The organism is Caballeronia sp., from assembly GCF_049581465.1.
In the GTDB taxonomy this organism is placed as follows: domain Bacteria; phylum Pseudomonadota; class Gammaproteobacteria; order Burkholderiales; family Burkholderiaceae; genus Caballeronia.
Window position 1 is genome coordinate 1 of sequence record NZ_JBAUSA010000804.1, and the last position, 5,866, is coordinate 5,866.

The 5,866-nt window shown below is 58.8% G+C and carries 6 protein-coding genes and 1 pseudogene; 2 read left to right on the forward strand and 5 right to left on the reverse strand.

Going from position 1 to position 5,866, the window contains the following annotated elements:
- From WCA53_RS19770 to phbB, 5 genes are all read right to left on the reverse strand, one after another.
- The coding region (locus WCA53_RS19770; protein ID WP_423914531.1) for a LysR substrate-binding domain-containing protein at positions 1-728 on the reverse strand (728 nt) is incomplete at its 3' end.
- A 146-nt stretch (positions 729-874) separates the two neighbouring features.
- Positions 875-1,150 (reverse strand): HU family DNA-binding protein, encoded by a 276-nt coding sequence (locus WCA53_RS19775; protein ID WP_423914515.1) that lies wholly within the window; start codon positions 1,148-1,150, stop codon positions 875-877.
- A gap of 165 nt (positions 1,151-1,315) precedes the next feature.
- A complete protein-coding gene (locus WCA53_RS19780; RefSeq protein ID WP_423914533.1) occupies positions 1,316-2,716 on the reverse strand; it encodes an LLM class flavin-dependent oxidoreductase in 1,401 nt (466 codons plus the stop codon).
- A gap of 127 nt (positions 2,717-2,843) precedes the next feature.
- Entirely contained in the window at positions 2,844-3,749 is a 906-nt protein-coding gene (locus WCA53_RS19785; protein WP_423914518.1) for a TauD/TfdA dioxygenase family protein, read from the reverse strand.
- Positions 3,750-3,969: 220 nt separating this feature from the next.
- On the reverse strand, positions 3,970-4,713 hold the full coding sequence (gene phbB / locus WCA53_RS19790) for an acetoacetyl-CoA reductase (RefSeq protein ID WP_423914523.1): 744 nt from the start codon (positions 4,711-4,713) through the stop codon (positions 3,970-3,972).
- 297 nt (positions 4,714-5,010) lie between these two features.
- Between phbB and WCA53_RS19795 the strand changes: the two genes are divergently transcribed.
- Complete coding sequence (locus WCA53_RS19795; protein WP_423914528.1) at positions 5,011-5,163, forward strand: hypothetical protein; 153 nt, start codon at positions 5,011-5,013, stop codon at positions 5,161-5,163.
- A pseudogene (locus WCA53_RS19800) lies at positions 5,150-5,500 on the forward strand (amino acid transporter); the annotation flags it as partial. The gene WCA53_RS19795 and the pseudogene WCA53_RS19800, both read left to right, overlap by 14 nt.
- Between the last annotated feature and the right edge of the window lie 366 nt (positions 5,501-5,866).

Sequence of the window (5,866 nt, forward strand, 5' to 3'; positions counted from 1 at the left end):
CAACTGGGCAGCAAAGCGATGCCCGAGCCGTTAAGCGCCGCCTCCCTGAGGACCTCCGAATTATTGGTCTTCAGTCGACCCGTGACCGCAACCTTAGTCCGCGATTCACCACGGCCAAAGGTCCATACTTGCTGGTCGGCTCCATATGAAAAGCGCAGGCACTGATGGGTCGTCAACTCGCTCGGCTCGCCAGGTGTTCCGAACGCCGTCAGGTATTCGTGGCTAGCGACAACAAATCGGCTAAAGGATCCTAAAGGGCGACTGACCAGCGCGGCATTGGGAGCCGCATCCCCAAGACGTATGGCCAAGTCGATGCGCTCGGAAACAAGGTCCGAGATAGCGTCGCTTAGCATCAGGTCTAACTCGAGCTTCGGGTACTTGGCTAGAAATGCTCCGAGATGCGGACTGATGCACTGCCGGCCAAATGCGACCGGGACTGACACACGCAGTGGCCCCGTTGGCTCGGATCCGCGGTCAGTCACCGACGCATCGGCTTCGGCGACATCGTCGAGAATCTTCTTCGCGTGCGCATAGTACGTGGTTCCCGCGTCGGACAGCGTGACTTGACGCGTGGTTCGATTGAGCAGGACCGTCCCGAGTGACTCTTCCAATCCGTCTACAGACCGTGTCACTGACGATGTTGCAAGGTCCAGTTTTCTCGCCGCGCTCGAAAAGCCACCAGTCTCCGCGACCTCGGTAAACGCCCGCAGTGCCGAAAGCTTGTCCATGTCGAGTTCAGTACCATCGGTCAAGGTAGGTCTTGACGTGGTGAGCGGCGCGCAGACGTCCGGGACGAAGCGGTTCTTCATCCCTGACATACGCTCACCCATCTGGTCGGGTCCCCACGGGCGTGGCCGCCCGGGGTGTGTTACTTTTACTTGTTCACCAGATCTTTGAACGCTTTACCGGCAGTAAATTTGACGGTCTTCGCCGCGGCAATCTGGATCGACTCGCCGGTTTTGGGATTTCGCCCCGTTCGGGCTGCCCGGGCGCCAGTACTGAAGCTTCCGAAACCGATCAACTGGACGGCGTCGCCTGCGGTGACTGCCTTGGTAATCGTTTCGAAGATTGCATCGATCGTTTCTCCAGCGGCCGCTTTGCTGATGTCGGCTGTGCCAGCGATGGCATCAATGAGTTCCTGCTTGTTCATACGAATTCCCCAAGAGTAGTGTCGTGCGCCCACAAAACGGGCACACATCGACGCGTCACCTTACCGGAACAGCCCTCAGGGTGCAAATTGATCCGTCGCCAGAACCCTTTACAGTGCATTTTTGAAGCCTTTTGTAATGTTTGAGGGCCTTCGCGCGCTCAGCGGCTAGATCGGCGACGCTGCCGCGCCCATGCCGGACAGATCGCGAAATGACGCCCCTGTATGCCGATCCGGCAGTCGCGCGCCACCACCGAACAGCTTCTCGCGCAGCGTGCCGTCCGCATAGGATGTTTTGTACGCGCCGCGCGCCTGGAGTTCCGGAATCACGAGGTCGATGAAGTCCTCGTAGCTCGCGGGCGTCACGGTGCGGGTCAGGTTGAAGCCGTCGACGCCGGCTTCATCGACCCATGATTCAAGCGCGTCCGCGACCTCAACCGGGTTCCCCACAATGGTCGTATAGCGTCCCCCCAACTTCAGTTGATCGAGCAGGCGCCGTACGGTCCAGCCCGATTTTCCATCCGTCACGCGCTGCACCGACGACTCGATACCGCGGCTTTTATGACCACCCGGCGCGTCGAGTTCGTCATCAAGATCGAACTTCGAATAGTCGATACCGGTGCCTGCCGCAAAATGCGCGAGTCCGGCTTCGGCACTTGCGTATCGCGCGTACTCTTCAAACTTCGCTTCCGCTTCTTCGGTCGTGCGTCCGACGACTACGGTGATACCCATGAATATCTTCAGGTCGGCGGGATCGCGGCCGGCCTGCGCCGCTTGCTCGCGCAATGCATCGACGAGCTTTCGCGTGCCTTGCTTGCTTTGGCTCGATACGAAAACGCACTCGGCGTGACGGATGGCAAAGGCTTGACCGCGCCCGGACGAGCCCGCCTGGAAGAGAACCGGCGTGCGTTGCGGCGAGGGCTCGCAAAGGTGGTATCCCTCCACGCTGTAATAGCGGCCATGGTGATTGACCTTATGCACTTTCGTTGGATCGGCGAACTGGCGCGCGTCCCGGTTGCGAACCACGGCATCGTCTTCCCAACTGCCTTCCCATAGCTTGTAGAGGACATCGAGATATTCATCGGCGCGATCGTAGCGTTCGTCGTGCGCGATCTGCTCGGTGAGGCCCATCGCACGCGCCGCGCTGTCTAGATAGCCGGTCACGATGTTCCAGCCGATTCGTCCGTCCGTGAGATGGTCAAGGGTCGAGAAGCGCCGGGCAAGCAGATACGGCGGTTCGTAAGTCAGGTTCACCGTAATGCCGAAGCCAAGATGCTGCGTGGCGGCGGCCATCGCGGAAACGAGCATCATCGGGTCGTTGACCGGAAGTTGAACTGACTCCTTCAAGGTCACGTCCACCGACTGATGGTAGATGTCGTAGGCCCCAACGATATCCGCGATAAAAAGGCCATCAAACAGGCCTTTTTCGAGCAGTTTCGCCAGATTCGTCCAGTAGGAAAGCTTTCGATAGTCTGTCGACTGGTCGCGCGGGTGTGTCCACAGGCCATGGTTGATATGGCCGACGCAGTTCATGTCGAACGCGTTCAAAAGGATTTTTTTCTTGCTCATGGGATGGCGCTCGGCGGACGAGTTGAGAGACATAGCGTTCTCGACATGACATGCTGCGGGCAAGGTCCGCGAAATTTCCAGGACCCTGGTTCATTTGGGCTACGCACGCTAAGCGTCCAACGGTAGCCTAAAACGGCTTGTCGCCTTCGATCGTCGTGCGATACATCTTGCGGCGCAGATGATCGGGCGTCCCGGCGGCAAGGTGCATGAGCGAGCGGTTGTCCCAGAACACCAGGTCGTGCTCGCGCCAGACATGACGGTAAAGATGCGCGTCGCGCACGCTGTGATCGAACAGCGCTTTAAGGAGGTCGCGGCTTTCGTCCTCCGGCAGGCCGATCACGCGCGTGGTGAAATGTTCGCTGACGAACAGCGCCTTGCGGCCGGTTTCGGGGTGCGTACGCACGATCGGCTGCACGACCGGCTTCACTTGCGCGATCTGTTCTTCAGACAGGTTGGGACGCCAGGGGCTGCGTTGCTGCAACTCTGCGTACTTCGCCAGATACGTGTGCTCGGCGAAGCGGCCTTCCACCGCATCGCGCAGCGCTTGCGGCAGCGTGTCCCATGCAAGGTGCATGTTGGCGAACAGGGTATCGCCGCCTTCAGCCGGCAATTCCTGGGCGTGCAACAGCGAGCCGAGACTGGGGGTTTCCTTGTATGACAGGTCGGAATGCCAGTAATGCCCGGCATCGCCGAGACCGATCGGCTGGCCGTTTTCCATGATGTTCGACACGATCAGGATCTCGGGAAATCCCCCGAGCTGGAACTGATGCAGCACATGAATCTGCAGCGGACCGAAGCGGCGGCTGAACGCAATATGCTGCTCGGGCGTGATGCGTTGGTCGCGGAATACGAGCACGTGGTGATCGAGATGCGCGCGATGAATGCGCTTGAAGTCGTCGGTGGCGAGCGGCTTGCTCAGATCCAGACCGATTACTTCGGCGCCGAGCGGGGCGTCGAAAGGCACGATTTCGATGGACTGCCGCGCGATGAGCGAAGCGCCTTGGGCGTCGGGGGTAGCGGTGGAAGTCGTCAAGAGGCTCTTTTATCTTTTCGGGGTTGTCGCGCTTCGGGGCTCTGCGGGCAGCAGAGGACCCCGAGCAAAACGATAAATCTAGAATGGCCCGTGCGCGCGGTCAACAAATCAAAACCGATACGCTTATCTGCTTTAACGATAAACGGCGCGCTTTAGTAGACAGGCGACGGCCAATGTTCGAAAAGCCGACCAGGGGAACGACGTCACAATGCCCCGTGCCTCAATACAAATGCTGGCCGCCATTGATGGCGAGATTGGCGCCGGTCATAAAACCGGCATCGTCCGAGCACAGATAGAGAACCAGGGCCGCGACTTCCTCCGGCTTGCCGAGACGACCGACCGGAATCTGCGGAAGGATCTTCGAATCCAAAATTTCCTGGGGAATCGCAGTGACCATTTTGGTGGCGAGATAGCCGGGCGAAATTGTATTGACGGTGACACCCTTGCGCGCCACTTCCAGCGCCAGCGATTTGGTGAAACCGTGCATGCCGGCCTTGGCCGCCGCGTAGTTGGTCTGGCCGATCGAACCCTTCGAGCCATTGACCGACGAAATGTTGATGATGCGTCCCCAGCCGCGCGCGGCCATGTCGTCGCAAAACGGCTGAGTCATGTTGAAGACCGAATCAAGGTTGGTGCGGATGACCACGTCCCAATTGACCTTGTCCAGCTTCTTGAGCGTCATGTCGCGCGTGATACCTGCGTTGTTCACCAGGATGTCGACGGGACCGCCTTCAGCCGTGATCCTTGCCGCACATTGCTGGCATGAGTCAAAGTCAGTGACGTCTACCGGATATGCGCGGAAGTTGCGGCCTTGAGCTTGCATGTTGGCGAGCCAGTCGTTCGCATGAGTGTTGTTCAGCGAGCGTGTGACGACTACAGAGTAACCCGCATCATGCAATCTCATGCTGATCGCTTCCCCAAGGCCACCCATGCCACCTGTTACTACCGCGATTCGATTCGTCATCCTATTCACCCGTCGTCTGGAGGGCTTGGTTCAGCATCTGTTTAATACGCCGGTATTTTTGGCTTGATGGTATTACGAGACTGAAGTTCGGTGCACTCAGGCGGAACCACTAGCCGGCCTCGGGTATCGCCGACTGGCGCACGCACGGGAACTGACCTAGATTTTCCTCAGCAGAGTACGTTGACGGTACGCCTGCACGTCCGTCGGGTGCCTTTTTGCTGACGCGAGGGGGCTAGGGGGCATCGACGCTCTCGCTCACGATGGTATTGCCGCTTCTGGATTCGCCCCGGAGACGCCATGACAGCCGTCCGTAAGATATGGAGCGTGCTAGTTGGCAAGCCGCTCGATCCCCTCGATCCACGCACGCGCCACGCAATTGCTGTCACGCCGCTAATCGCGTGGGTCGGCCTCGGCGCGGATGGCCTGTCTTCCTCTTCTCGCCGTGGGTGAAGTCGATGCGCAAAGTTACGAAGGCGCGGAGCATCTGGAACGTTTGCAAGGAACGATCAAGTCATCGCTCGAATACTACGTTGCGCATTGCCGCCGCCACGGCATTGCGGCCGACTACCGGGTTGCCTTCGGCACCCACCCGATCGGCGAATTCCTGACACTCGCTGAGACTACGTTGAACGAGTTTCCAAACAGCGTGTGCTTTGCCAGCAAACTGATCTTCAAGAGGGTCAATTTTCTTACCGCGTGGTTGCACAATCAGACGCCCGTCGAGATCCAGACACGCCTGCACCAGCAGGGCAGGCAGATGGTGCTGTTACCCATGAATGTCGGATGACTAGCAGAACTCGCGCGGGCGGGCTGGCGCCGCTCTGACGCGCCCGGGCGCAGTGTAGGCCGCCGTGAATAAAAATAGTGTAAAGCCCGATGGGACTTACGAACGTTTGGCGTAAACGTCGAATGTTTACAGCATTTTTTCTTGTTATGCAGAGGCAAGGAATCCTACACTTCCGGCAGATTGATCAAACCGGAGTAGGGGCGATGCCAAAGCAACGTACAGTAACGAAAAGCCACGCGCGAATTACCTCTGTTCATCGTGGCATTGGCAGCGTCGTAATAAGACGCTTCGATCCGGCGCGCGATTCGTTCGATGAGTTGACGGAGGTGCTGCATCGGGCGTTTTCGCGGCTTGGCGGGATGGGCC